Consider the following 24,386-nt stretch of genomic DNA (forward strand, 5'->3'; position numbering starts at 1 on the left):
AAATACATTTCCGGTTTTGAAGAAAAGCGTGTTGACGGTTTCGAAACTGACCGGAAAATGTACAGCGGTATTTTTTCCAATCAGCTGAAAAGTCTGTATAATGATCTTACGGAAGATAAATTTCGATTGAACTGGGATAATGTTCTGTATTTCAACAAAAAATATGCGGCAGAATTCTACCGTTCAAATGTTGATGAAGAATTGCTGAAGTCCGGTTCTTTTCCTGCCTATCAGTATAAAGATTATCAGATCGAAAGAAAATTATTGGGAAGACTTAACATTCAGAATTTTAAAGTCCGCTTTGTGTGTGGATACGCCATCGCGGGAAACGAATATGAATTGTTTAAGATTTTTCAGTCTGAAGATCATTTCATCTTCGATATTGAAGGCAGAAAAATGTATCTGATTGATCCTAAAAAACTGGAAAAACTAGATACAATGCCCAACGAATCAAATCAGGGAACGATTGTTTATCAGCTAAAAAGAAAGAATGAACAATTGGAACAGACGATGAACGAAAGAAAAAAAACGCTGCCGGAACAGGTCATTGCCGTACTTCAGGATTACATTAAAAATCTGGAAAATACGGACGTGATGAGTAAAATGTTCGACATCAATGAGGAAACCAATATTCTTCGCGCAATGCTGAACTTAAATTTAAATAATAATTAAAAGTAAAAAGTTTTAAAATTCAATTCTTTACAAACTTTTTCACTGTACTGCCATCATTTGCTGAGTGAAACGCCTTTGCGAACAAAGATATGCAAAACAATTAAAAAAAATCTTTGCGAGTCTTTGCGTTTAAACTAAGCACAGTAAAAAAAATTAAAATTAGAACTAAAACAAAATATAACAATGGCTATTAACTTACAAAAAGGTCAGAGAATAAACCTTACAAAGGAAAACGGAACTACGCTTACGCAGGCTTGTGTAGGAATCAACTGGGGAGCAATTGAGAAAAAAGGATTTTTTGGAGGGATTACAAAAGAAGCGGTAGATCTGGACGGAAGCTGTATTTTATACGATTCTAATAAAAATGCAACAGAAGTAATCTATTTTGGAAACTTAAGATCCAAAAACGGTTCTGTAAGACACAGCGGAGACGATTTAACAGGAGATGTGAATGGAGATGACGGCCTTGACAATGAGGTCATTACTGTAGATTTCAGCAATCTGGATTCCAATGTAGAACACGTTGCTTTGGTTCTGAACAGTTATAAAGGTCAGGATTTCGGTACTATTCCTTTCGCATCCATCAGAATTTACGAAGGAACGCCAACCAACGTAAGAGAAGTTTTTGCGAAATATGATATTGCGAACGATGCTTCTTTCAGAGGTCACGTTGCCATGGTGATGGGAGTTTTCTACAAAAGAAACGGAGAATGGAAGTTCAACGCGATCGGAGATCCTACAGCAGACCGAAAACTGCAGGAAACAATCGAAACTGTAAAGCAGAAATATTTATAAAATATAAGTGTTTAAAATGATTATCAATAGGAACGGGCTTTAGCCCGTTTGCATTAAAAATAGGTTCCAATCCGGCTTTAGCCAAAACTTATTAACTATTGAATAAATTTTTAAAATAAAAAATAAAACTTAGCAATACTTGTACCTGTACAAATATTGCTTTTATCGTATAATAAGCACATAAAAAAGTGGAACAAAGTACAAGTATAATAGATCTTCATCCCGGTCTGGTTTGGGGATTTGCGGTAACGGTAGTTATCATGTTACTTCTGGATTTAGGAGTTTTCAACAAAAAAAGTCATGAAGTTTCGTCCAAAGAAGCCACAATCTGGTCAATCGTATGGATCTCGCTGTCAATGGTGTTTTCGGGAGTTGTGTACTGGGTTTACAATTCAGATTTGGGTTCGGGAAGCCACGAGATTGCAGTAGAAAAATTCACGCAGTATCAGGCGGCTTACTGGATTGAGAAGGCACTTTCGGTAGATAACTTATTTGTATTCATTCTGGTTTTCGGATTCTTTAAAGTTCCGAAATATCTTCACCATAAAGTTCTTTTCTGGGGAATTATCGGAGCATTGATTTTCAGGGCAATTTTCATTTTTGCGGGTGTAGGATTAATCAACCTTACTTACCTTCCTGAAATGAATATTTTCGGACATCCTGTGAAAATCAATATTGTAATGACTTTATTTGGGTTGTTCCTTGTATATGCAGGAATAAAATCGTGGGGCGACGGAGACGATGATGACGAAGAAGATTACAGCAATACAGCAGGAGCAAGACTGATTAAGAGATTCTGGAAAGTTTCAGACAATTACGTGGGCGACAAATTCTTCACGGTACAGAACGGAATGAAAATGGCAACCCCGCTTTTGGTTGTTGTAGCGGTAATTGAATTTACAGACGTTCTTTTTGCAGTAGATTCCATTCCGGCAATCTTTGCGATTTCTAATGACCCGTTTATTCTTTACACCTCAAATATTTTCGCGATTCTGGGATTAAGATCATTGTATTTCCTGTTGGCGAATTTCATTCATATGTTCAGCAAATTACCTTATGGTTTGGCAGTTATTTTATCGTTCATCGGAGTAAAAATGCTGATCGCACCATGGATTCATATTCCGTCTCCGGTTTCTTTGGGAATCGTTGGAGGAGTTTTGGTAATTTCAGTGATTCTGTCTTTAATCTTCCCTGATAAAAAGGAGGACGAAGACCAAGAAAAAATTGAAGAATAAGATCATTTATATCTAAAGAAAAAAATCCGAAAAGCATACTGCTTTTCGGATTTTTAATATAAAGATTACAAACGGGAAAAGAAAAGCGGGGCATCGTTCTGCCGGAGTCGAACCGGATAATCTTGCCGGATCAGCCGGCTTCATTATTCCTCCCCTTCGATTGGTGACGAAGTATCTTTTATCTACGACACTTTATATTTTAAAACAAGGCAACAACCAGAAAGTGCAATGTCGTGCTCTAACCAACTGAGCTACTTTTCCTATTTTAATTTTGTGTTTTTTAAACTGTGGAAAAGGCGGGACTCGAACCCGCAACCCCGTCGTAATGAGCGAAGTAACACTATTCTACGGCACTTGTATATTATAAAACAGATAAGGTAAAAGACGAAAAAGGTATTTTTGCTCTTATGAGCGCCGCTCTTACCCGATTTGGGCAGGGAGCCGGCAATTCTACATCTGCGAGAGACTTACGCTTTCTTTCGAAAACTTTTGCCCAGTTGGTTTTCAACCCAACCTCACCAGTTCGGTCGCCCGAATTACGCTACCTTAGGACCGTTATATTTACGAAGTAACCCTTCTCTACGACACTTATCTGCATAGATTTTTAAATAAAAAAAGAGGCAAAAGACGAGAAAACTCTTTATATAAATCATTTTCAGATTTATTCTGGAGTCGAACCAACATCATTAAGATTAACCGAAGTAAGTTTTCTCTAACGGCACTCTTTATTATATCAAGGTAAATTTCGTACAGACACTTACTGGCTTACGTCTTACCATTAGACTACTGTTTTCACAGGCAGGATTTGAACCTGCATCTTAAGCGGGGAAACGAAGAATTTCTGTACTACGACACCCGATATTTTTAAATTTTCAATAAAAAGAGGCAAAAGGCGAAAAGACAGACATGCACCTGATCCCTACTGTTATTCAGGAAATTGCACTTGTTTTTTAGATTTTTTGGTCTAAATAATTGCTGTTCGAAGTAAGCCTTTTCTACGGCACTCTTTTGTTTTTTAAATCAAGGTAATAATGTGAGAATCTTCATTGCTTTTGCTCTACCATCTGAGCTACTCTTCCATTTTGGAACAGGCAGGAATCGAACCTGCGACCCAAAGATTAAATATCGAAGTATGATTCTGAAACGACACTTGATTTTTTATTTTTATATTTTCAAAGTTTTAGTTTTACAATTTAAAACCGAGCAAAAATTTTGAAAGAGACTTTTTCAGTTTGGATTCGAAGGAACTCTTTCTTACGGCATCGATTGTTTTTAAGTTTTTATGGTTATTGTTTTTTGTTACTGCAAAATTACTGCATTGGTACGCAATCTTTTTACGCAGTTAAAATTATTTTAAAAAAAACCAAGTAACATGGTATAAGAGTTTTTGATATCAATTCAAATTTTAAGTAAGACGATGAATCTCTTATGATGACGACATTGGTTGTTTAAACCGGGCAATGTAACGAAAAGACTCTTATTCAAGTGGAAATCGAAGGAATTCTTTTCTTACGGCACCGGTAATTTTTTTTAAGTAAGGTGAAAAATCAAACAGAATTTATTATTGTTGTGTGTTTCTTTTTACACCATTCCGAATTCAGGAAACAGGATTTTTACCTGCAATACAACTCTGCTCAGTACGAAGTAATTCTGTTTTACGACACTCACTTTTTAGTTTTCCATTGGGTCTTTCTGTATTTTTTCCAATTTCTCTGAAACTTAATTTCTTTTGATTTAATGGTTTCAAAACCATGTGGAAAACAATAAGAACATCCCATTTCATCTCCATATAAAATTCTGGAAATCTGCACATTCGAAATCTTCTTCGGAAAGTCAATTAATCCATATTCATTGCTTCCGAAAGACTTCTTTAGTGTTTTAAATTTTTTCATAAGTATTGAGTATTTAACCTCAATACAGTGTTCCTTTAAGCCATTTTTTATAATAATTCATGGTTATCTGTTTTTGTTGATGCAAAGTTATTGCCTCAGTGCGCATTCTTTTTACGCAGTTGAAATTTATTTTGAAAATATTCCTGTTTTTGTTCGTTTTGCCTTGAAGCAAAAGAACCAAAAGTTCAAGACTTGGAAATTCCGGCTAAAAATAATCTATACGCTCTAAAAATTCTAAAACTTGCGCGAATTGATTATTTGTTATTCGGTTCTGAATTTGTGTCGCGCTTCAAACAGTAGAATTTTCTTAACGTTCGTATAGCTTATTTTCTTTACGCCTACATTTCCTAGGTCGGTTTTAAATTTATATTTCTGTCAAAAGCTTAATAACTCTATTATTGAAATGTATTTGCCGTTCTTTTATTTTGCTAATTTCAATTTGCAAATCTAATTCATCAACTTCAAAAACAGATTGTCTATTTTCCCATTTATTTAACAAGTCCTCGGTATAATCGGAAAATTGAATTTTACCATTTTCTTTTTTGTAGAAAATCCATGGATGCCCAATCCATAACTGTGACCAATCTGATGAACTATTTTCGAAAATATATTCCCAATTTTTGATATCCTCAAGATCTGCACAACATTGTGGCTCAAGAAGAAGTTCATTGTCTTTCTTTAAAAGAATTCCTCCATCAAAAAGCATCAAGTAATTTTCTTCTTCAATATCTATATCTCTATCATCGAAAACTATTTTTAAAATAATCTTCAGATTTTCATCATCAATTGTTTCAATATCTACGAAATAAGAATCTTCCTCGATTAATTTTAGATTAAGATCTAAAGTAGATATAGCTTTTTGCCATCTATCATTCCGCTCTTCAGAACTTGAAGAATCTGATAATTCAGGAATCTCATAGTCTTCTTGAGAATATTTAAAGGGATTGATTTCAATAACATTAAAAAGTTTTATCATTTTTTGCATTTTTTTAGCCCCGATCGCAGCATTTGTTTGAGCTCATTTTTAGGATTTCGGCTGTGGCGGCAAAGCCGCCACAGCCGAAATCCAGAAAATAGCGAGTGCGGAGAGCGGGATTAAGCTCCTGAAAATAATGGTTATTAGTTTTATTTTAAAAGCAGTGCCTTTTACAGCACTACTTTTTTAATCATTTCTACGGCAGATTTTTTGTCTTCCAAAGCATTCAGTACATCGAAAATTTTATCGGACCAACCTGCGATAAGGTATACATCGTTTTGTCTGATATCCAAAGGCTGTCTTCCGTAACCCGCCAAGTCAAAAATATACAATTTTGCATTTGGCTGAAAACTTTTGTATTGATTCCAAGAATCTTCGAAAGAATTTCGGGTTCCGTTGCTGTTCCAAAGCTGGGTATCGGTGAAAATCATTATTTTATCTACTTTTTCACATCTGTTCAGCAAATCTTCGATGACCAGATAACCGTTAGTAGAGTAACCTACTTCACCTTCTCTTTTGTAGAATGCATCTACGTTTCTCAAAATACCGTTTTTAGGCATCGGAACTCTTTTCCATGTGTCTCCGAATATTCCTGAAACCACATTTTTGCACTGTGACTGCAACATCATCGACATCAACAGACCAATATCATACAGCAAAACTTTAGATCTTGGAGAAACCGGCTGTTGCATTGAAGCGGAAACGTCTGCCGCGATCACCACCGAAGTATCGAATCCAAAACCTTTGATATTTTTGGCACTCACCAAAACCGCATCTTCCAATGCTTCGAGAATTGATGACAGATAAGGTGATTTCATACTTTTCAGTTCTCTGTACGCCGACAAGAATCTGAAAGGCAATTGTTTTGAATTTCTCACGGCTTTTTCATCCGAAAGATAGCTGCAAACTTTCTGCATTGCATCCGAAGAAACGTTGGCTTCCAGAATATTTCTGAGGTTTCGCAAAGTTGCCATATAACCCAGTTTGTTACTGAAAATCAGTTCTTCCCATTTGTTTTTGAAGGCTGCTTTTCTTTCGGCATCATCGGCAAATTTTGTCTGACCTAATACTGAAAGTTCTACTTCCCAAGTGTAAGGTGTTTCCAACGAATCGTTGACGATTTTGTTGAAAATAGCCTGCTGGTTTTCATCTTTTGCTTTCGGGTGAACCAGAAACAGGGCATCTTTCAGAGTTACTTCCGCTTTTCTGTTGTATTTGGCGAACTGGTATTCATCAAATTTATTGAATGATTTTACCAGACCTTTCTGGATTTGCTTTGACAGTTTGTTCAGTTTTTTAAGATCTGTTCTTTCGTTTGCCAATTGGTAATACGCCAGCAATTCTGTAATTTCATCCGCTCTCTGAATAACTCCGTCGATGGTTCTGCTTACCAAGTCTGTACCTGAAGTCTGCTTTGCCAATTCGGTCGTCAAAACCAACGGAATGGAACGCAGATACATATCTTTTCTTGCATAAACTGCCAGTTTTGCTACAAATTCCGGATCATTTTTCTGAATCAGGGACTGAATTCTTGTGAGTCTTTCATTTCCTTTTTCATAAGTGGTATTGGATAATCCTGTTGTAACAACAGCACTGTATAGTTCTTCTGCAGGTGTCATGGTATAAGCTTTTGCACCTTCGTAGTTCGTTACTACTTTATTCTCTTTTCTTAAAAAATTAAATTTCATGGTTACTGTTTTTTTGTTAAACATTTCAGAGGATTATCACTTTCTCCCTGATTTCTGATGCAAAGTAAGGATGCTATTGCGCAATGTTTTTGCGTATTATATTTTTTTTGAAAAAATTTTTATTTAAACACTAATTGCACGGATTCTTGCAGTAATAAAAACAGATTTTTTATTCTGAAATCTCAGAACTCGTTTTAAAATAGATTCTTCATTCCGCCTTGCTTCATTCAGAATGACAAACATAACGCTGAACCAACAACAATAGACAATTAACAGGCAACTAATAACCAGTAACAATCAGCCAAAAGAAAAAATCTATCATTCATTTTATATAAAGGAATTAATAATGGGGATTTTTTGGAAATACGTTTTCTAGCTTTGTTTCATTAAAATTTTAAACTTATGATTAAAGGATTGTACGAAACTCATGTTCAGGTGAGTGATCTGGAAAATGCAATAAAATTCTATACTGAAATTTTAGGATTGGAATTTGCCCATAAAGAAGAAAACCGAAGAATTGCTTATTTGTGGATCGGAAAAAACAAGGAATCCATGTTGGGATTATGGGAGCAAAAGGAAAATCTGCAAACAAGGCATTTTGCTTTTACCGTCGACAAAGAAGATATTCTGAATTATTCTGTCGAATTTCTGAAAAATAAAAATTTAAAACCTTACAATTTCCTGAAAGACGGAATTGAAAAGCCGATGGTTTTTGCATGGATGCCTGCTTTAGCCATTTATTTTAATGATCCGGATGGAAATCAGCTGGAATTTATCTCGATTTTAGAAGGTGACGGAAAACCGGAGCTGGGTGTGCTTTCTTATGAGGAGTGGTTGGAAAGGAAATAAAAAACTAAGTTTAAATTATAAACTTGGTTTTTGTATTATTTTTTTCCATTTTTTCTAAAAGCAACAACAAGTTGATATATACCAAATCCTGAAACAATTCGTCCTAGTAAATCCCAAAAACCGCTCCATGCACTTGGATCAAGCTTTAGATCTTTATTGCCTGTTATAAAATCTACTCTTCTGGCTGGATTTATAAATTCAGGGTAATATCTAAAAAGATTTTTAAACGAAAAAGTATTATCAAATTGCCATCCTTTGAAATCTGAAATATTATCAATAAGTTGATAATTTAAACTTAAAAAGTAAAGTATGTATATAAAAAAAGATGCTACAAAAGTAAATACAATAGCTCTTATCCAATTTTCACCATGTGAATTAGAAATTCTATTTAGGGTAAAAGTAAATAAATCTTGGCTTGTTTCTGAATAGTTTTCATGTTTCAATATTTTTAAACTTTTAAAAAATCTTACAACCCCAAAATCACTTTTAAGATAATTTTCAGATTTATTAAGATTGAGTAATAATAATGTCTCTTGAACATTTGCCCATTTTGATTGAAAAATGCCTGATACATATATATTACCTTGTTTTTCATATACTTTTTTTATTTGTGTATAAAAATCACTTTCTTGTTGATAGTAAAATATATCTCTTTCATTTTTATAAACTTCAGTCTCATTTTTAAGAATTTCAAGTTGTTTTTGAGGTATAGTACTATTTAAAAAAATAGTATCAATAAAATTTGAACCTTTATATTGAAACTGAAATCCATCTAAATTAGAATCACAAAATTCAGTTTTACCCAATGAAGACTGATACATACGAAATAAAGGTTTATTAATATTTTGAATTCTTAAATCATATGTTTGAATTTTATGGAAAACATCCCAAATAAAATTTATCATTGCTAAATTATACTTATAATTCTCTTTTTCTACTGAATCTAAATTTTTCGCATTTTCTGCAATCATTCTGATTAGATTTGATTCATACCATTTTTTATCTTCTAAATATGCATCTTTTAACTGTTCAATCAATTTTTTTAAATTTTCGTTAACAATCCTCTCTTGAAAATAATTGTTATTCAATAATGATTCGAGATTATTATGTGTATCAATCGATTTTGTAATTATCCACAAAGAACTATTTTCCACAATAGGGTTTAAATAATTTAAAATATTTTTTTTCATTTCGTATACCTCAATATCAAAACTATAATCTCTACTTTCTTTGCTAGGTCTGAAACTATACTTATTAATATCGCTCCACTGATCAGAAAATGGCAGATTTAAAATATTTAATTCTCGAAAATACAAATTACCTATTACACTTAAATGCTCCATTACGATGGCATATATCTTTGTTGAAGAAAAAGAAAACAAAGAATCTTTTGTTAATGAGGTCTGTTGAAAATTTAGTTTGTTAATTTTAGATTCATGAATATAACATTCTATTTTACATCCACTTTGAATATTTAAAGTATTAACACAACATTCAAATAATTTGAGTGCACCAATTGTAGCATTGTAAATATTAAAAGATGATTTTTGTTTATTTAAAGTTAAAAATTTAATTATGGAATCATAAATATCAAAATCTCCAACAAGACCATCTTCGTCACAGGTTATATAATCTATTGTATTACTCCTATAAATCAAAAAATTAAAGATTTGACTATCTGATAAAATAGAAAACCCTTCTACAGTATTATTTTCGGTTATTCTTATTAACCCAATATTTGTCTTTTGCTCTATTATAAACTGTCCTAAAACGCAATAATTATTTATTACTAAACGCGCTATATCAGATTTACTAAAGTGTATATTTTCAATACTTGTTTTTTTTTAATAATTAATTCTTCTAAATTGAATATATTAAGTAGATAAAGAGATTCTAATTTTACATATTTAAAAATAATTTTTCTGATAAAAGAATTATGAATTGATAGTAATCTTATCTCTGAACTTTCCAAAAAGTATAAATCTTCAATTTCAGTTCCAGTAATAACAAGCCTATCATTCTTTAATGATTTAAAGATAATCCCTTCAGCTCCAAAATTAATCTCGTTCAAATTAATCAGATCACAAGTAGTTTTTTCAATATATAGCATTCTAATATTACTATCTTTTAATAAAGTCTCATCTATATTAGAATCTAAAATTGAAATAGATTTTATTTGAGAGTTAGAAACTTTTATAATATTAATGTCAGTATTATAAATTCTCAAACCTAGGTCACCTATTGATTGTATATCAATAGTTTTAATATGACTATCCTTAAAAATGGTATAAGTTCCTTCAACATTTTCAATATTTATTTCAGAAAGGAATGTTACATCATCAAATATTAGATTATGTTTTATGTCCGTGATCTCAACATTGAAATATAATGAACAGTTCTTAATTATAATGCCTTCAATTTTTTCACCTTTTATATTTATTTCTCCGTAAAAAATTGGAACAGCAACTAATAAATCCCTCAGATAATTTTTTAGATTTTCGACATTTTTACTATTTATTGCTTTATGAAACACTTCTGAAGTAATATCCATATTATTAGTTTTTATAAATATAGTTTAATAATTTATAAAAACTCCCTTTCAAAAGGAAGTAATTATTAAATTTTTAGATTGGTAAACTGTTAAATTATTGCTGCAAACACCAATGCAAAATTTTTGCAATATTTTTGGCATCATCTACTCCTCTGTGATGCGTTCCTTCAAGAGTAAGATTTAATTCGCCTAAAGCTCTTGCCATTCCGACGCTTTTACGAATCGTGGGATGCAGTTCTCCAAATAAAGTTTTCACATTGATGTGGTCATCGCTCAAAGGATAATCCACTTTAAATCTTCTTGCCTGATTTTGAAGCATATTCAGATCGTAGTTTCCGTAACTTGCCCAGGTCAGATCTTCAGAATCGTATTCTGCTCTCAGAATATCTAAAGCATCTTCTAACAAAACCCCTTCATCATCAAGCATTTGCTGCGTAATGGAAGTCAGTTCCGTACAAAACGGACTTACTTTTGAGTATTGAGGTTTTACTAAAATTCCTTCATTTTTAGAAATCTTTCCGGTTTTTGCATCCATGATACACACTCCGATTTCTATGATTTCACTTTCCTGTCCTCTCGGCAGTCGGTCTTCCCAACATGTAGCTTCGAGGTCTATAATTAATATGTTGTCTGTTGTTTTCATTGTTGTAATATTTAACTGTTAAAGGTTGGAAAATGGATGCGGGAAGATGGAAGTTTTTACAGCGTGTAATTACTTCCAGCCTCCAGCTTCAGACTTCCAGCCCAAATTCACCCCAAAATTTCTCTTAAAATTCTGGCGGCGTTGTAAGCATCGTCTGCTCCGCTGTGATGATTTCCTTCAAAATCCATGTTCATATAATTCAGGGCTCTTTTCAAACCCATCATTTTATGATGTCCTATATATTTTTTGAATTGATACATCACATTGATGTAGTTTTCGGAAAAAGGATTTTCGATACCGAGATAATCACACTGTTCCATGATCTGCTCTTTATCAAAGTTTCCAAAACCTGCCCAAGTAAGCTGAGCTGATTGATATTCATCTTTGATTTTTTCACAGGCTTCTTCGAAATAGATTCCTTTTTCTTCAATTAATTGCGGTGTAATTCCTGTGAGATTTGTACAAAATTTATTGATTTCAGATCTTTCGGGAATTACATAAATGCTTTGTTTTTTGGAAATTTCCTGCGTTGTTATGTTTAATTCGCAAATTCCTATTTCTATAATATCGGTTTTTTGGCCGGCGGGAATTCTGTCATTTTCCCAACATGTAGCTTCCAAATCGATAATTACGATTTTGTTTGTTGTTTTCATTTTTACATTTTTGTTCTATTCATTTTTCATTCATCTGCATTTGGTTTCTAATGTGGGAGGAGAAGCGGGAAGAAATACCCTGAAGAAGAATTGTTTTAAATACTAAAGTTGTGCAAAGGTAAAATAGTGAGTGCGCATTCTATTTACGCAGTTAAAAAATAATTTTAAAAAAAACTCCCCGAAGGGAGCAATTTCTAATTTCTCGGTGCAAACGGCGGTGTCCATTTTTTCCTTTTCATGATTTCCTTTACTTCCTCGTAAGAAACTGGATAAAAATTATGGCAATCTACTCCTACATCGAAGCTCAGAGCCATTTCATCGTCGGGCAATGTTCCGTGCGAATGACCGTAAAGCTGCCAAACGCCACGGTGTGAGCCGTTCCATGTTCTCATGGCGTAATGAAAGAGAATAATTTTCTGTTTGCAGTTGCTGTTTTCAGGCTCATCAATTTTCAGTTCGTGATAATCTCTGATGGAAGCAAATCGTTTTGGATAGGTCAGCGCGGCACCTTCATGGTTGCCTTTTATCAAATGAATGTTTCCATTTAACCGGTCCAGAATTTCCTTCGTAAAGTCAGGTTTGCTAAGACTTAAATCGCCTAAGTGATAAACGGTGTCATCTTTACCGATTTTCTCATTCCATCTTTTGATGAGTTCTTCGTTCATGTATTCCAAAGACTCAAAAGGTCTTTCGGAGAATTTTATAATGTTTTCGTGACCAAAATGATGGTCTGCTGTGAAAAATATGTTTGGTTTCATTTTTTAATTGTTTGTTTTTTAACTTCAAAAGTTCTGCTTTTACACGATGCTGTCATTCTGACGAAGGAAGAATCTGAATATAATTTTTAGAGATTCTTCACTCCACTTCGTTACGTTCTGAATGACAACAACACACATAATTAATAACTTTTTGCAGTTTTAGTTTAATAATATTAATTCGTTAAGGTTTCATCACCATCCACAGATCTTTGAAATCCGGAATATGAGTTGTAATCAATGATGAGTTGTGTCCGGAGCGTTCTTTTACTTCACGGGAACCCCATTCACCACGCTGTCTGTAAGGAATTACTTCTGCCCAGACTGCTTTTGACGGATCTATCGCCAATAAAGCTGCCACAGTATCATGAAGTGCCTTTTCTTTGAGTTCAACAGCTTTAAGAAATAGCTTCAATCCTTTATTTTCATTTCGAAAGGGGATCAGGATTTCTGCATCTTTCTTTGTAAAAACAGCAGCGTGACAAACATTTTTGCTGATCATCCGTCTTTCGGTTATGGGTATTGAAAGCAGCTTTTCAGCAGCCAATGGATTTCCATTCAGATTGAATGTCGCACAGGTAAGTTTTCCGTCAAATTTTTCCAGTCGATGTTCTTTTGGAACAATATTATCGCCTGCAAAACCGCCCTGACAAAACCAGCGATCGAAGAAAACTCCGGTTTCCCACAATGAATGCGGATTTGTAAGTGCTGCTCCCGTCAGTAAAGTACAATTTGGAAACTGATGGAGTGTTTCAGCCATAATGTTTGCTGCCGTATCATCCGCTTCTGAATCTTCAAATTTTCCGATCCAGTCTTGGTAAAAACCCGAAACACGGCTCGCCGAAGATTTTGGAGTTCCTGCACCGACGCGGACATCTTCTCTGTCCAGAATTTGCAGAACACGTTTTACAAATCCTATCTGATCTTTTCCTCCCGGATGTACGGATACGCTTGCGAGATGAACCTTGGGATGCGTCGCTAAAACTGCCAACGTCATCGAATCATCAGGATCAGCCGTTTCCATATCGAAATGAAAAGGTAATTTATTTTGCATGATTATTTTTAGTTTTTTAATTTTAATTGAATAAATAATTTTAATTAACCTCAGCTCGGGATAAGAAATAAACTTAAATACCTGATTTATAAAATCATATTAATTTATCGCAAAGAAAAACAAAAGATTTTTTTACTTATTGAAAGTTGGTAAGCTAAACAAAGGCACTTCGTTTATTTAAAAAAGACAAAAATGGTATTACTTTGATCAATTTTACGCCTTTGTATATCTTAAAAGCTGAATTCTTAATAATTGAAACTCTTTGTTTTACCTTGCGTTTAAGAAGACTTATCACGAACTCAGGTCAATTAATTTCCCTGAAATGCTTTATAAAAAGCGGTTTCAATTTCCAGTTGATCGCTTTCGACATATCGTCTTGAAAAGTGAATAGGAACTGCTTCTTTTACTCCACATTCTTTCATGATTTTACCTGATGCAGAAGCAAAACTGTGATAGTTGATCTTCGCAAACTCCTGATCTTCATCTTTGTAGAATGTTTCGATGTACACCATATCCGCTTCCCTGAAAACTGTTTTTATCTTTTCATAATTGTCTTCACAGACCGCATGATCCATGATTACGCCTAATTTATACCCTTTGTTTCGAGCCAGAAAGTGAAATAGATCGAAGGCTTTATAAACTGTTCCTTCAATTTCAATTTCTTTGTCGGAATCATTGTTTTCAAAGGCTTTCTTGAGTTCGCTGATCCATTTTCCTTTTTTAAATTCTAAACCGTTTTCATTAAAAGTCACTGAATCTTTTTCTCTGAATAAATACGCGATAGAATCTGTTTTGTGATCCAAAATTGCAAAATCAACATTCACATATTCGTCTTCAAAAAGGAAATGCTGAGTTTTTATCAATTCCAGATTCCAATGTGGAGGACGAATTTTATAGACATTAATTTCTTCTTTAGAAACGATTTCTCTAATCTCATATTCAATCGCATTTTCATCAATTAAATTCCAAGTGTAAGATTTTAATCTTGCTTCAATTTGCCGGTGAATATTTTTCGGTCCGCAAATCACGATTTTTTCTCCGCTCCCAATCTGATGTCTGAAAATTCCGTCGAAATTGGAAAAGTGATCAATGTGAGTATGACTGATGAATATTGCTGAAACCGACTGTACTTCTTTTACCGTCAGTAAACTAGCTTCACCGCAATCACACAAATAATGATTTGCTGAATTCGGGACTTTTATTAATATACTGATGTCTTCTTTTAATAGACTTTTTATTTCTGCCTGTAACATTTTTTCTAATTTTTTTTGATTATTCGTTATCAATCATAATACTTGATTTTAACGCTAAGCACGCAAAGCTTTTTTATAAACAAACTGTTTTTAAGGTTCGCAGAGGCGTTAAAACTTACCCAAGATCGCAGAGGTTTTATTATGACAAATTACAGACAATCAGATTTTTTTACCACAATTAATTATTTCTGCTGTCATTCTGAATGGAACAAAGTGGAGTGAAGAATCTCTAAAAAAATATTGTGTAGATTCTCTGAACTTCGTTCGCATCCTTTCAGGCTGTGTCAGAATGACAAACTTTCTGCATATTAGTCAGATCAGTTTATGGTTCAATTTAACACGTAAAAAGTTCCGGTAAATATATTACCGAAACTTCATCTTTATTAAACAATAAGTTCTTTTACTGATATTCTTCGTACACCAAAGTCAGATTTTCTGATCTTGCACATACGGTTGTCAGCAGTATGATGGAAAACGATACCCTCCATATCATTTTCGGGATTGCTCAAAAAGTTTTTGATAAATTCAAAGTCCAGACTTTCTAAACTAAGAATATTTTTGCCATGTATTACCAATAAATGACCTTTAATATTCTCAGGATTTCCTTGTATCTTTTCACCAATGAGTTCGTAGGTTCCATCTTCCACCCTGCCCAATTCAGCCAAAGCAGTGAAACCTTCCCAGAAGTATTGATCTTCTTTTTTATCAATATCACACGCTACCCAATGCGGATGATGACCTGTAATAAGATCCGCTTCCTGACACGGAATTGCGCCTGCAGGAGCTGTTTTTCCTTTTTTGGCATCGTATCTTTTATATAATTTACCGTTGATTACTGCACATGCAGAACCATCAAACTTTTGTGTAGCAATAGCTTTCCCATCAAAAACCCAGTTGTTTTCAGGATTAATTTCGTTAATAACTCTTCCTAAATTATGTATATCTTTTTTGAATAATGTACTTATCTTTTTCATTTTTAATAGTTTTAATCACAAAAGTTTTATTCATCAGCATAACTCTCAAAACTATACTTTTGCGGAAATTAATTCTTCTTTTATCACATCAATGACTAAAAAATTCAGTTTTTTATTGATTCTTTTCTGTTCTTCTTTCTCAATGGTTTCGAAAACTTTCGGAAAATCTTTTTCAAAATCTTCTAAAATATCCTGCGCAAAAAGACCAATGACTTTACCAATCATTTTGGGTTCAAATTCGCCAATTTTGCTGACCACGTTGTTTAGCCTGTTTGCAGTTGCATATTTTTGAATTTCTTCCCAGATATTCTGAGCTTTTTCGCTAAAGCTGATTTGCTTTTGAACGGTTTTTTCCTGTTTTCTTACCACTTTAGATTTCTCGATCCATTTTTCATTTTTATTTTTCAAAATGACTCTTGAGCCGTTTCCAAAATATCTGGTTTTCAAAGTTTTCACAATGGTTCCTTCACACCTATTGTTCTCGATTTCAGGAAGTCCAAGCCAGCCCGGAATTTTAGAATCGAAAACATTCGGAAACTTCAAAGCATCTTCCAAAGTTCCCTGAAAAAGAATTTTTGCATAGAAAAATCCGGTTTCTTCGAAAATTTGGTTCACCATATCGGTATCCAGATAAGTAGTTCCGTTCAGCTTGATGTCGAATGCGTAAAATTCGTTGTTAGGTGCATATTCAATACCTTTCTGCACTTTTACCGCATCTTTTACAGGTTCAACTTCTTTGTGTTTGTAACCGCCACCGAACAATTCACCGTAGATTACGACCGTCTCTACATCCGGATGAATATTTTTCACTTTTTCGAATACTTCGATGACGTTTTTTCTGTAACGTTCTAAAATCTGATGTGCGTTGAAGAATTTTTCATCCTTTTCGATGAAAGCGGTTCTCTTCCCGGTTTTAATTTCCTTTCCATCGGTAAAGAAAGAGAAATTAGCACCGTGAACTTTCTCCTGCACGATGAAAACCTCATCCCCAAAACCCTGAATCCTGATCTGATCGATTACGCGGGTCTGGTAAGCGTTTTCTATTGAGTTATATGTTTTGAAAATCATTTTTTAAAATTTTTAATTTGTTTTATTTAAAACCTCACAGGTTTTGAAAACCTGTGAGGTTTCACTACTGTATCATCTATCAATCTAAAAATATCCGTTATCATTTTTTAAAGTTTTTTAAAAGGCTTTCAATATTTTCTTTTCCGACAGGGTTCATGGAATGGCAGTAGAATTTTGGCAAATCCAAATAATTATTCATACAATATTCTACCAGCCATTTCGCACAATCGTAGCCTGTTTTTTCAACAAATTCCTGAGAATCGGGTTTCAAATAATGTTCATCGGCAAGATCGTGGTCAAAAGAGATCATTTCTGGAAGTCCTTTTTCCAAAATCCTGTTGACAAACTGTTCGTAATTCCGAACGATATGCCAGTCTTTTCTGAGGAAAATATCCTGTTTGGTATAATGATACGCTTCAATTGGATATCGTATATCGTCCAGAAACAGTAATCTTTTTGTTATTTCCATTGCTTTTTTTAATTAGAAAAGTAGATATTCAAAGCTTTGATAATACTTTTCACGTTTGTATTCGGATAAAATCCTGAACTGTTGATGCAGTTGATTTCAACAATCTTCCAGCCTTCATCTGTGAAGCAAATATCCATCACAAAAGCTTCTTCAAGATTGAAAAGCTGAATCATTTCATTGGCGAAACTCAATCCGTTTTCTGAAACTTTTTCTTCAAAAGGAGCATGATCATTGAATTTATAATATCCTGCATCAATAATCTGTCCGCCAACAATCCAGAGTCTTGCTTCTTTGATCGTTCGTTTTGCTTTAGAAATCTGAACCAAAGAATCTTCTGTAATTCTGTTGGTTTGATTTTCCAATACTTCAAAGACAAAATCTTTCCATTCCGTTTCGTTGAAAACTTTTCCTGTGAAAATTTTCGCTTCATTGTAAGGTTTGATGAATTTGAGTTCATCTTTTTTCCAAATCAATTCTTCCGAAATTTTATGAACGGAAACTTTATGATTCAGAAGGTTTTCACCGTAATATTTGGAATACACTTCATACAAGTGATTGCCTCCATAGAAAGAACCGGGAAACCAATCTGTATTTTGCTTTGCCAATCTTGCAATCGTCACCGAACCGTATACGAAAACATCTTTCCTGTCTGTTTCGAAGTCAATTTTTTGTGCGGTTGGAGGAATATTAATTACGCTGTAATCAATATTTAATTCTTCCAAAGCATCAAAAATCCTGTAATGATCGGGATCTAAATATACATTAGCCTGAACTAAAAAATACATGGTTATTTGTTTTTAGGGTTCTTTTATTTGCTTTTTACAATACCCGCCAATTCCAGTTTTGCATCTTCAGGAAATCCTGAAAGTCCGGGAATATCGTTGTATTCTACAATCACTTTTTCTCCGTTTTCTGTTTCCAGAACATCAATCGCCACAATATCTGCTTTGATGTTTTCCTGTAACAGTTTTACTTTTTCTATCCATTCTTTTTCAGGCTCGATAAGTTGATATTGCTGAGTTAAAGAATTGGCTTTCCAATATTTGCCTTTTCTTTTCATCGCCCAGACTTTATCATTGACAGCCAGATAACGGATGTCATATTGATAATCAATAAATTTCTCTGTCGTCACATAATCCTGATGAATAAAGAGTAAATCTTTCAGTTCTTCCCATTGTTCTTCGGTTGAAACCAGACTTTTTCCGTATCCGCCGTGATGATTCCCAACTTTAACTACGAAAGGAACCTGCATTTCCAGATTTTTCAATTGAGTTGTATTGGTTGCGACATTAAAATCAATCACAGGTAATCCAAGTTTTTTCAATCTGTTTAACATGGATAATCTTTCGTAACCTATTAATAATGTTGAAGCTGAATTCACGCATGGAACTCCGGAATATTCAATCAATTCCAAAATGTTTCTGTGTTTTGCTTCAGGATTGATTGCTCCCAATCTCCAAAAAATTACATCCGGTTTGCAGACTCCATTCTCATCAATGACATACAGTTCAGCATTTTTTACGATAAATTCTGCGGTCTGAACTTTTTTCTGAACCACATCAAATCCTGCAAAATAATCCTGCCAGTATTTTTCTCCGTTGATGATTAAAATTGTTTTCATTTTTTATTTGTTATTACTTTAAACCTCACAGGTTTTGAAAACCTGTGAGGTTTCTGAAAGCTTTAAAAAAAAATGTAAAAAATTAAAAACTCTAATTTCCATACATTCCACTTCCAGCTATTTTTATTACACCATCATATCAGCACAATTGGAACTTGCGAAGGCGTAAGGTTTTGCTTTAAACACATACCCCATTCCAAGAATATATCCCATTGCGTCTCTTAAGGCAACATTGGATTTGAAATCAGGATCGGTGTTAATGTCTGCGTGTACCTCCATTTCCACTCCATAAGCATCCAGAACAGCGCAAATAGCGTAAGCAATTTCTACGGATTTGTTTACCTCGTTCAACATACGCTCTTTGATACTGATGGTCTGTATTTCTCTTTCTTTTCTGATAAAGGTAAACGCTCCTTTTCCCTCACGAATAAACACTACTGCCGTAGCATAATTAATGGCATCCCCATATACATGGGAGTCTGAACCTATACAAACCTTCAGTCGGTGTCCATTTGCCTGTTCGCGGATGATGGCTTCTTCTACCAGTTGGGTGATAGAGTTTTGGAAAATTTTTCCTGTCATGTTCTGCCATACTTGTTGTTGCGTTTCCATTTTTTCTACATGTTTTTTGTTTTGTTTAAATTTTAATAATTACGTCAATTGTAAATTGTCAATTCATTGTATTGTCAATTTAAAATTCACTTGTGAAGCAAATTCACCATTGACCATTAACATTCCTGCACTCCGAACCGGATTCGAACCAATACCATCAGTTTTGGAGACTGAGATGCTGCCATTACACCATCGGAGTAGTTTTTGTTGATTCATCAGGACTCGAACCTGAACAACAAGAGTCAAAGTCTTGTGTGCTGACCAATTACACTATGAATCAATTTTATAAGTAATGAGTAATAGGTAATTAGTGATTTTTTTGCGCATAATTCATTACTTATTGCACATTACTTATTTCTCATATCTCGTGGAACAGACAGGAATCGAACCTGTACCTTTAGTTTTTCAGACTAACGTGCAGACCTGCTACACCACTCTTCCAAGTTTTTGTAGGTAATGAGTAATTGGTAATCAGTAATATTTTTTGCCTACAATTTATTACCCATTGCTTATTACCGATTACTTATATTCTGTACGGGAAGAGGGATTCGAACCCCCAAAACCTTGAGCCTAAATCAAGTGTGTCTGCCAATTCCACCATTCCCGCGAATTTCATTAGTAATGAGTAATTGGTAATCAGTAATAAAAATTATCTTCTATAAATTTATAATTCATATTAACCTCAAATAATTACTCATTTCTAATTACTTATTACTTATATTTTTAGGTTCGAGAAAAGCCTGTCTATATTTATAAACTATGCCTGTAATGTTTTTTAAAGATCTTCTGCGCTCGACAGACCTTTCTCTTTCCATTTAACCTATTTTTTTGTGAATTATCAATCGTCAATTTATCTCGTAGTCAATTATTAAATTCACTTGCGGAGCAAAATTCACCATTCACCTTTTCACTTTCCTGTACTCTATAAGGGAATCGAACCCTTGTTTTCTGCTCGAAAGGCAGACGTCCTGAACCGTTAGACGAATAGAGCGTTTTTGTTGTGAATTGTTAATCGTCAATTCCTTTACAGTCAATTCTTAAAATTCACTTGCGGAGCAAAATTCACCATTCACCTTTTCACTTTCCTGTACTCTATAAGGGAATCGAACCCTTGTTTTCTGCTCGAAAGGCAGACGTCCTGAACCGTTAGACGAATAGAGCGTTTTTGTTGTGAATTGTTAATCGTCAATTCCTTTACAGTCATTTTTTTTAAATTGACAATTGACTATTCACCATTCACTTTTTTTGACCATCTGACCAGGAGTCGAACCTGAACAACAAGAGTACATTTCCTGCATGCTGCCATTACATTATCAGCGGTTTGGTGGAAGTAGCAGGATTCGAACCTACTCAGCAATAAAGCAACAGATTTACAGTCTGCCCCGACTCTCCAGCTTCGGCGTACTTCCCTTTTTTCATGAGTAATAAGTAATTGGTAATGAGTAATATTTTCCAACTAACTTTTTAATCTTTAATTTTTGAAGAAAAACAAAGCCTGTCTTAATTTTTAGTTTGATGTAAGAACTCCTGCGCTCGACAAACTTTTTCTTTTTCTTCGGAACTAATCTCATTTTAGTTATTTGAGATGGTTATGGGATTCAAACCCACTCAGCTTACGCAACGGTTTTGCAGACCGCCCCGACTCTTCCACTTCGGCGAACCATCGTTTTTATGAGTAATCAGTAATAGGTAATGAGTAATTTCCCAATATTCTGATTATTCTTTTTATTTAAATTTTCATTAAAAAATAAAGTCTGTCTTATTTTTTTGTTTGATATAAGAACTTCTGCGCTTTGACAAACTTTATTTTCTCTAAAATTTATATTATGTCACAACTTTTTCATCTATTTTCAGTTGAGTTAAGAAAAAGCCTGTCTATATTATATCGTGTTTTTTTGGCTAAAGATCTTCTTCTCTCGACAAGCCTTTTCTTTTTCTCTTTGAAACAATTAACTTAGTTTGAATTGTGAATAGTCAGTTATCAATTCGCTTTGCTTGTCAATTTTTAAATTCACTTGTGAAGCAAAATTCACCATTGACTATTCACTTTTCTGTAATTTCGGAAGGACTCGAACCTTCAACCTTCGGCTTATGAAACCGATACTCTAACCATTGAGCTACGAAATCGTTTTTAATTTGGTGAATAATCAATCGTCAGTCCCATTTGTTCATCAATTTTAAAATTCACTTACGAAGTAAATTCACCATTAACTATTCACTTTTTTGTACTCCATAAGGGAATCGAACCCTTGTCGTTCGGTAGAAAGCCGAATGCACTAACCTCTATGCTAATGGAGCAAACTGTCTGGAAAGCAGGGTTCGAACCTGCGACCTCCCGCGTCCAAGGCGGGTAAACAACCACCGTTATCTTTCCAGTTTTGCAGATTCACTTTCATTTTCTTTTCCGGGAGACAGCCGGAGCCGAAATTTTCCGTGAATCTTTGCGGTCTATGCGAGAATCGAACTCGCAGTGCCCGAGAGACAGTCGGGAAGGTTAACCATTACCTCAATAGACCTTTTGCGGAGAGCAAAGGAATCGAACCTTCACTACTGTCGTAGAACTCATTAGCAGTAAGCCGCAACAAACCAGTATTTGCCTACTCTCCTTTTGTGATTCCGACAGGATTCGAACCTGTAACCCTGGGTTTAGAAAACCCATGCTCTATCCGGTTGAGCTACGGAACCTTAGTATTGTGAATGATCAATCTCCAATGGTCAATTGTCAATCTGCTTTGCTTGTCAATTTTAAATTCACTATTGACTATTCACTTTTTTGTAATCCCAGAAGGATTCGAACCTTCAACCTTCGACGTATCAGGTCGATGCTCCAACCATTTGAGCTATGAGATTGTTTTTAATTTGTGAATAGTCAATCGTCAATTCGCGTTGCTTGTCAATTTTAAATTCACTTGAAACAAAATTTACTATTGACCATTCATTTTTTGTAATCCCAGAAGGACTCGAACCTTCAACCTTTGGTTTCGTAGACCAACGCTCTATCCAATTGAGCCATGAGATTGTTTTTAATTTGTGAATTGTTAATCGTCAATTCGTCTTGCTCGTCAATTTTTAAATTCACTTACGAAGTAAAATTCACTATTAACTATTTACATTTTTGGGGTATCTCCGGGGATCGAACCCTGTTCTCCGATGCCACAAACCGACGCTTTACCAAATAAGCTAGAGAAACCATATACCATAAAAAAAGCGCCTCTTTTCGGGAGGCGCTTTATATTTCTGGACGTGTCAGTTCATTAGCTGACCCATGTATATAAGCACCTTTTTCCCACAAATTCACTATCAAGAAGAATAACACAAGCATATCTTTGCCCCATCGGTTCTGTACCGCGTTGTCCTGAATATAAATTAGATATGTTATGTAATTGTTTCATTTTATTCTTGTTGTTTTAAAAATGTTTTTTTGAAAGGCTTGAAAACCTGTTGCTTTCAATTTTCGGTTGCAAAGTAAATATGATTTTTTTTAACTCGCAAATTTATTTTTCAATTAAAATTTTGAAAATCAATTAATTACGTACTAATTTTAGAATAGAGAATTTCCGTCCGCAATACTTTGCAGATGTCTCCAATACCTAAATGACTGTCTCTCATCGGGTTACTGATCACGCTCTATTTTCTTATTAATTGTTCATTTGTTATTAAATAATTTTCATTTTTATGGTTATTTTTTTTCATTCTAAATAATTTCTGCTCTAAAAACACAAAAAACGCCTCGGTAATCGAGGCGTTTTTGCAGTATTTTTATAAAATTTTTACGGTTTTACAGTAAATAATTTTCAAAGCAAGCACATTTCGCCTCATAAGATATCATCCATTCATATCCAAACGATCCCTTTAGTTCAGGGCGATCGCATAGATTTAAACTGATATGTGCTCTTTGTATTGTCATTATTTTATGGTTGCAAAGATAAATCTTTTTATTAAAAGTTTTTTATTTTGTCATTGCGAACTGAAAGTGAAGCAATCTATATTATGTCATTTTTACTTTGAGATTGCTTCGTCGCCTTGCTCCTCGCAATGACAAACAAATCAATTCCTGAATATCCTATTCCTTCCCGTCTTATATCTGGAAATATCTTTCAAAATCACTTCATCATCCGGATTGAAATACTTCAGTTCATTTACGATTTCTGAGCGGGTTGCTACTTTTTCGGCGATGATTTCGTAGGCGATATTTCTTGTGGTCGATTGAAGTTTCGGATCTTTTTTAAATTCGTGTTTCATGGCTTCAAGATAAGTAATCTTTTTCTCCGAAGGTGTTTTCTGATAAAGTTCCTGAATTTGCTGATCGAGTTTTTTCACATCAAAAATATTGGCAAAATAGTTATTGAGACAGTTAAAAGCATCACGGTCTTCTTCCCAGCCTTTCAGCAGAATTTTCTGTGCTTCATCTGGCAATTCCATTTTTTTACGGTAAATTAAAGAACCTTTTACCATCTGATTATTGTTTACATAATCGTCCACCACCATCTGATAATAGATATTGGCATTTTTGGTATCATTCATTTTCCTGTAGAGATCGCCTACTTTTTCTTTCTGTTCGAGTTCTTTGTACAAATCGATTGCTTTTTTATACTGATTTGCTTTTTCGTAGCAGTTTGCGGCTTC

The 24,386-nt window shown here is 34.2% G+C and carries 21 protein-coding genes and 17 tRNA genes; 4 read left to right on the plus strand and 34 right to left on the minus strand.

The window, feature by feature from the left end; genetic code table 11:
• The 3 genes from WFK35_RS07665 to WFK35_RS07675 form a co-directional block, all read left to right on the plus strand.
• On the plus strand, window positions 1-672 hold a 672-nt coding region (locus tag WFK35_RS07665; RefSeq protein ID WP_336732139.1), incomplete at its 5' end, for a hypothetical protein.
• A gap of 183 nt (window positions 673-855) precedes the next feature.
• The gene (locus WFK35_RS07670) at window positions 856-1,467 is read left to right on the plus strand and encodes a TerD family protein (RefSeq protein WP_214588639.1); all 612 of its coding nucleotides are present in this window, start codon (window positions 856-858) and stop codon (window positions 1,465-1,467) included.
• A 188-nt stretch (window positions 1,468-1,655) separates the two neighbouring features.
• Window positions 1,656-2,702 carry a TerC/Alx family metal homeostasis membrane protein gene (locus tag WFK35_RS07675; RefSeq protein WP_336732140.1) on the plus strand — a complete coding sequence of 349 codons (1,047 nt, stop codon included), beginning with the start codon at window positions 1,656-1,658 and terminating at the stop codon, window positions 2,700-2,702.
• A gap of 1,664 nt (window positions 2,703-4,366) precedes the next feature.
• On the opposite strand, the gene WFK35_RS07680 is transcribed toward WFK35_RS07675, so the two are convergent.
• From WFK35_RS07680 to WFK35_RS07690, 3 genes are all read right to left on the minus strand, one after another.
• Window positions 4,367-4,594: a phosphate ABC transporter substrate-binding protein gene (locus WFK35_RS07680; RefSeq protein ID WP_336732141.1), complete on the minus strand. Its 228-nt coding sequence runs from the start codon at window positions 4,592-4,594 to the stop codon at window positions 4,367-4,369.
• 364 nt (window positions 4,595-4,958) lie between these two features.
• Window positions 4,959-5,570: a hypothetical protein gene (locus tag WFK35_RS07685; RefSeq protein WP_336732143.1), complete on the minus strand. Its 612-nt coding sequence runs from the start codon at window positions 5,568-5,570 to the stop codon at window positions 4,959-4,961.
• Window positions 5,571-5,740: 170 nt separating this feature from the next.
• Window positions 5,741-7,258 (minus strand): TROVE domain-containing protein, encoded by a 1,518-nt coding sequence (locus tag WFK35_RS07690; protein ID WP_336732144.1) that lies wholly within the window; start codon window positions 7,256-7,258, stop codon window positions 5,741-5,743.
• Window positions 7,259-7,660: 402 nt separating this feature from the next.
• Here WFK35_RS07690 and WFK35_RS07695 point away from each other — a divergent pair, with 402 nt between their 5' ends.
• Window positions 7,661-8,107, plus strand: a complete 447-nt coding sequence (locus WFK35_RS07695; protein WP_336732145.1) for a VOC family protein — start codon at window positions 7,661-7,663, stop codon at window positions 8,105-8,107.
• 35 nt (window positions 8,108-8,142) lie between these two features.
• Here the strand turns inward: WFK35_RS07695 and WFK35_RS07700 are convergent, their stop codons facing one another.
• The 31 genes from WFK35_RS07700 to WFK35_RS07850 form a co-directional block, all read right to left on the minus strand.
• On the minus strand, window positions 8,143-9,765 hold the full coding sequence (locus WFK35_RS07700) for a hypothetical protein (RefSeq protein WP_336732146.1): 1,623 nt from the start codon (window positions 9,763-9,765) through the stop codon (window positions 8,143-8,145).
• A 140-nt stretch (window positions 9,766-9,905) separates the two neighbouring features.
• Window positions 9,906-10,658, minus strand: coding sequence for a hypothetical protein (locus WFK35_RS07705; RefSeq protein WP_336732147.1), 753 nt, complete (start codon window positions 10,656-10,658; stop codon window positions 9,906-9,908).
• Window positions 10,659-10,752: 94 nt separating this feature from the next.
• A complete protein-coding gene (locus tag WFK35_RS07710; RefSeq protein ID WP_336732148.1) occupies window positions 10,753-11,301 on the minus strand; it encodes a 3'-5' exonuclease in 549 nt (182 codons plus the stop codon).
• 107 nt (window positions 11,302-11,408) lie between these two features.
• A complete protein-coding gene (locus WFK35_RS07715) occupies window positions 11,409-11,954 on the minus strand; it encodes a 3'-5' exonuclease (protein WP_336732149.1) in 546 nt (181 codons plus the stop codon).
• 194 nt (window positions 11,955-12,148) lie between these two features.
• On the minus strand, window positions 12,149-12,712 hold the full coding sequence (locus WFK35_RS07720; RefSeq protein WP_336732150.1) for a metallophosphoesterase: 564 nt from the start codon (window positions 12,710-12,712) through the stop codon (window positions 12,149-12,151).
• Between the two features lie 181 nt (window positions 12,713-12,893).
• The gene (locus WFK35_RS07725; protein ID WP_336732151.1) at window positions 12,894-13,763 is read right to left on the minus strand and encodes a nucleoside hydrolase; all 870 of its coding nucleotides are present in this window, start codon (window positions 13,761-13,763) and stop codon (window positions 12,894-12,896) included.
• Between the two features lie 308 nt (window positions 13,764-14,071).
• Window positions 14,072-15,016 carry a peptidase gene (locus WFK35_RS07730; RefSeq protein ID WP_336732152.1) on the minus strand — a complete coding sequence of 315 codons (945 nt, stop codon included), beginning with the start codon at window positions 15,014-15,016 and terminating at the stop codon, window positions 14,072-14,074.
• A gap of 383 nt (window positions 15,017-15,399) precedes the next feature.
• Entirely contained in the window at window positions 15,400-15,990 is a 591-nt protein-coding gene (locus WFK35_RS07735) for an RNA ligase 1 family protein (RefSeq protein ID WP_336732153.1), read from the minus strand.
• A 51-nt stretch (window positions 15,991-16,041) separates the two neighbouring features.
• The gene (locus WFK35_RS07740; RefSeq protein WP_336732154.1) at window positions 16,042-17,058 is read right to left on the minus strand and encodes an RNA ligase, Rnl2 family; all 1,017 of its coding nucleotides are present in this window, start codon (window positions 17,056-17,058) and stop codon (window positions 16,042-16,044) included.
• Window positions 17,059-17,158: 100 nt separating this feature from the next.
• Window positions 17,159-17,527 (minus strand): cyclic-phosphate processing receiver domain-containing protein, encoded by a 369-nt coding sequence (locus WFK35_RS07745; RefSeq protein WP_336732155.1) that lies wholly within the window; start codon window positions 17,525-17,527, stop codon window positions 17,159-17,161.
• Between the two features lie 8 nt (window positions 17,528-17,535).
• Window positions 17,536-18,312: an ATP-grasp domain-containing protein gene (locus tag WFK35_RS07750; RefSeq protein WP_336732156.1), complete on the minus strand. Its 777-nt coding sequence runs from the start codon at window positions 18,310-18,312 to the stop codon at window positions 17,536-17,538.
• A gap of 23 nt (window positions 18,313-18,335) precedes the next feature.
• Window positions 18,336-19,148, minus strand: a complete 813-nt coding sequence (locus WFK35_RS07755) for an ATP-grasp domain-containing protein (protein WP_336732157.1) — start codon at window positions 19,146-19,148, stop codon at window positions 18,336-18,338.
• Between the two features lie 126 nt (window positions 19,149-19,274).
• On the minus strand, window positions 19,275-19,760 hold the full coding sequence (locus tag WFK35_RS07760) for a ribonuclease H-like YkuK family protein (protein ID WP_336732158.1): 486 nt from the start codon (window positions 19,758-19,760) through the stop codon (window positions 19,275-19,277).
• A gap of 128 nt (window positions 19,761-19,888) precedes the next feature.
• Window positions 19,889-19,959, minus strand: a tRNA-Trp gene (locus WFK35_RS07765).
• An 8-nt stretch (window positions 19,960-19,967) separates the two neighbouring features.
• A tRNA-Gln gene (locus WFK35_RS07770) sits at window positions 19,968-20,040 on the minus strand.
• An 88-nt stretch (window positions 20,041-20,128) separates the two neighbouring features.
• Window positions 20,129-20,201 (minus strand) — tRNA-Phe (locus tag WFK35_RS07775).
• A gap of 92 nt (window positions 20,202-20,293) precedes the next feature.
• A tRNA-Leu gene (locus tag WFK35_RS07780) sits at window positions 20,294-20,367 on the minus strand.
• A gap of 311 nt (window positions 20,368-20,678) precedes the next feature.
• Window positions 20,679-20,751, minus strand: a tRNA-Glu gene (locus WFK35_RS07785).
• Between the two features lie 97 nt (window positions 20,752-20,848).
• Window positions 20,849-20,921, minus strand: a tRNA-Glu gene (locus WFK35_RS07790).
• 161 nt (window positions 20,922-21,082) lie between these two features.
• A tRNA-Tyr gene (locus WFK35_RS07795) sits at window positions 21,083-21,169 on the minus strand.
• A 174-nt stretch (window positions 21,170-21,343) separates the two neighbouring features.
• Window positions 21,344-21,425 (minus strand) — tRNA-Cys (locus WFK35_RS07800).
• A 389-nt stretch (window positions 21,426-21,814) separates the two neighbouring features.
• A tRNA-Met gene (locus tag WFK35_RS07805) sits at window positions 21,815-21,887 on the minus strand.
• Window positions 21,888-21,986: 99 nt separating this feature from the next.
• Window positions 21,987-22,058: transfer RNA gene (locus WFK35_RS07810), tRNA-Glu, on the minus strand.
• Between the two features lie 6 nt (window positions 22,059-22,064).
• A tRNA-Pro gene (locus WFK35_RS07815) sits at window positions 22,065-22,136 on the minus strand.
• A gap of 68 nt (window positions 22,137-22,204) precedes the next feature.
• Window positions 22,205-22,276, minus strand: a tRNA-Asp gene (locus WFK35_RS07820).
• Window positions 22,277-22,281: 5 nt separating this feature from the next.
• A tRNA-Ser gene (locus WFK35_RS07825) sits at window positions 22,282-22,366 on the minus strand.
• 5 nt (window positions 22,367-22,371) lie between these two features.
• Window positions 22,372-22,445 (minus strand) — tRNA-Arg (locus WFK35_RS07830).
• 91 nt (window positions 22,446-22,536) lie between these two features.
• Window positions 22,537-22,610 (minus strand) — tRNA-Ile (locus tag WFK35_RS07835).
• Window positions 22,611-22,705: 95 nt separating this feature from the next.
• Window positions 22,706-22,779 (minus strand) — tRNA-Arg (locus tag WFK35_RS07840).
• Between the two features lie 97 nt (window positions 22,780-22,876).
• Window positions 22,877-22,950, minus strand: a tRNA-His gene (locus tag WFK35_RS07845).
• 857 nt (window positions 22,951-23,807) lie between these two features.
• A partial coding sequence (locus WFK35_RS07850; RefSeq protein WP_336732159.1) for a tetratricopeptide repeat protein occupies window positions 23,808-24,386 on the minus strand: 579 nt, incomplete at its 5' end.

It is taken from the genome of Chryseobacterium sp. VD8, from assembly GCF_037149975.1.
In the GTDB taxonomy this organism is placed as follows: Bacteria; Bacteroidota; Bacteroidia; order Flavobacteriales; family Weeksellaceae; genus Chryseobacterium; species Chryseobacterium indicum.